We start from the raw sequence: 1,686 nt of genomic DNA, 5'->3' as shown, positions 1-1,686 counted from the left end.
TACGGCGGCAAGCATGCTGCTTACGTAAAGACGTCGCGCTCGTGTGACACTGCGTCCCGGGCTTGGGTCGGGGAACGAAAAGGTGTGGGAGACGGCACATTTCATGTGCACCGTCAGGCTTGGGTCCTTGCTACGGTGGTAAGCATGCTGCTTACGTAAAGACGTCGCGCTCGTGTGACACTGCGTCCCGGGCTTAGGTCAGAGAACGGATGGTCGGGAAGAAGTCACATTTCATGTGCATCTTCCTGTTAGGGAAGATTGGGAACGGGGGATGATTCATTGGAATTTTGTGCAAGTCAAGAACCGTCTCCAATTTGCATATAAAGTATGCTTTTTATGTGTATTGTTTGTTAAGCGGTTAAGCAATATCACTGAAGACGCGTACTTTTGTTTTGTGTGCGTTCCAAAACCATTTGTGGTAAAGTGGAGGAAACAAATGGGTTGATTCAAATGGAGAGAAAGGGAGATGGCGTTGTTTTACCCTTTTGAAATGGAGCGATATCTTGAGACCTTATTGGGTGAACGGGACCCATTACTTCAGGAGATGGAAGAGCAGGCCCTGAAGGAAACGATTCCAGTAGTTACGCCAACCGTCGGAAACTTTCTTAATTTATTAGTACATATGAATCGGGCCCAGTCTATTTTAGAAATAGGAACGGCGATTGGATATTCTACCATTTGGTTAGCCCGAGCGGCTGAGAGGACTGGAGGATATGTCACGACAATCGATCTGAACAAAGATCGTTTGAGGCGTTCACTTGTTTATTTTGAACGGGCAGGACTTCGAGAGCGTATCACTGCAATAGAGGGAGATGCCCGAAAAATACTGCCAACCTTAGATTCGAAATTTGATTTTGTCTTTATTGACGCTGCTAAAGGAGAGTATTTAGATTATTTGAGTCATATATACCCCTTAATTTCTTCAGGGGGTTTGCTTGTCGTTGATAACGTTCTATTTCGAGGCTGGGTGGTTCCGGGAAGCGATTTTGCACCTAAGTATGAACGTATGGTAGGTGGTTTGCGTCAGTTCCTACAGGAGCTTTGCCAGAATCCGGAGTTTTCCACCACTGTGCTACCGTTTGGAGATGGGGTGTCGGTGAGTCGCCGAATTAGTTAACAATGATTTTTTGAACTGGAGGTCAAAGGAGATAAGAGAGCAGGGAGACAAACAAAAAGATATTAGAAAGAGGCTGAAAGATTGTGAGTAAGAGATGGGCTTAAACTTAAATGAGAGGATTCCAAACCAACGTCATGGAGAGATCGAGTTATTTAGGGCCGTAGCGATAGTGCTGATGGTCTTATTTCATCTTGTTTATGACTTGAAGGAGTTCGCTGGGCTCGATCTAAACTATCAGGACCCACTTTGGTTTTTGGTCGGGAAAACCTCCGCTCTCCTTTTTATCTTTATATCGGGGCTTTCAAGTGGATTTAGCCGATCCCCGGTAAGACGTGGCTTTAAAGTATTGCTCTTTGGAATGGGAATCACGGTGGCAACCTATGTCGTGATGAAAGAGCAGTATGTTCGGTTTGGCATTTTGCATTTTTAGGGGTGACCATGATCTTATTTCCATGTCTATCCAGATTATCATCGCGGGTACTTTGGGGGCTGATATTTCTTTCCGTTCCGCTCGGGTTTTGGTTTGAGGGACAACTGTTAGAGACGAGTCTCTTTCTTCCATTCGGTCT

Annotated in this window: 2 protein-coding genes; both read left to right on the top strand. The window is 45.4% G+C overall.

Translation table 11 applies throughout. The features are described 5' to 3' along the window. Positions 1–472: 472 nt before the first annotated feature. Positions 473–1,117, top strand: coding sequence for an O-methyltransferase (locus tag UF75_RS25590; RefSeq protein ID WP_082075358.1), 645 nt, complete (start codon positions 473–475; stop codon positions 1,115–1,117). A gap of 94 nt (positions 1,118–1,211) precedes the next feature. After that, positions 1,212–1,547 (top strand): heparan-alpha-glucosaminide N-acetyltransferase domain-containing protein, encoded by a 336-nt coding sequence (locus UF75_RS25585; RefSeq protein ID WP_052693688.1) that lies wholly within the window; start codon positions 1,212–1,214, stop codon positions 1,545–1,547. The last annotated feature ends 139 nt before the right edge of the window (positions 1,548–1,686 follow it).

The organism is Desulfosporosinus sp. I2 (genome assembly GCF_000960765.1).
In the GTDB taxonomy this organism is placed as follows: Bacteria; Bacillota; Desulfitobacteriia; order Desulfitobacteriales; family Desulfitobacteriaceae; genus Desulfosporosinus.
Note: the sequence above shows the minus strand (reverse complement) of the source record. Positions and strands in the feature narration are given on the sequence as shown.